Origin of the sequence: Streptomyces viridosporus (assembly GCF_002078235.1) — a bacterium.
In the GTDB taxonomy this organism is placed as follows: domain Bacteria; phylum Actinomycetota; class Actinomycetes; order Streptomycetales; family Streptomycetaceae; genus Streptomyces; species Streptomyces viridosporus.
In genome coordinates this window covers 1-749 of the sequence record NZ_MSGP01000564.1, presented here as the reverse complement: position 1 = coordinate 749, position 749 = coordinate 1, and the positions used below count along the sequence as shown (strand labels likewise).

General features: G+C 74.9%; 1 pseudogene. It reads right to left on the bottom strand.

Going from position 1 to position 749, the window contains the following annotated elements:
- Nucleotides 1-177 precede the first annotated feature (177 nt).
- Nucleotides 178-749: pseudogene (locus B7L92_RS32580) on the bottom strand (FAD-dependent monooxygenase); the annotation flags it as partial.

Below are 749 nucleotides of genomic sequence, written 5' to 3'. Positions count from 1 at the left end.
ATGAAGCGGCATATCGCTTCAACCTGTCCTCACCATGCGGACGCACGGTCCTTCGGACGCAGGAGCTTTCGCACGCAGGGTCCTTCGGACGCACGAGCCTCCGTGCGTACGAGCCTCCGGGCGCACAGTGAGGACGACACGACCGGATTCGGCGCGAGCCGGCCCTCGTCACGGACCTCAGCCCGTCGCAGCCCCAGCCTCCGCCCCCGCCTTCGCCCTGGTCTCCGTCGGTCCTCCGACGACCGCCTCCGCCGCCGCGTACAGATCCGCCGGACGGACCCCGCCCAGTGCCGTCACCAGATGGCCGTCGGGGCGTACCAGCAGCACGGTGTGGGCCGCCGCTCCCGGATAGCTCTCGGCGACCAGCAACTCGGCCGGGTGCGGCAACGCCGAGACGGCCGCCGCCAGCCGGGGCATGATCCCGGCGGACATCCAGTGCCTGCGCTCCCACACCCCCGTGCCCGGCGCGATCAGCACCACCAGCAGCGCACCCCGGCCGAGCCGGTCCCGCAACCGGACGAAGGTGCCGTCCTCCGCCGTGACGCGCACATCCGTCACCGCCGCCCCGGGAGGTGTCCCGACGGGCACCTCGCCCTCGAGGCGGCCGGGCGCGAGCGGCGAGTCGGCGTACGTCCCCGGCGCGCCCAGCGCCCCCTGCCCCAGGTGACCGTCCGTCAGCAGCGCGTCGTGCCCCCGGGCGGCCCCCGGGACGTAGGAACGCAGCCCCCCGCCGCCGCGCAGCAGGGGCA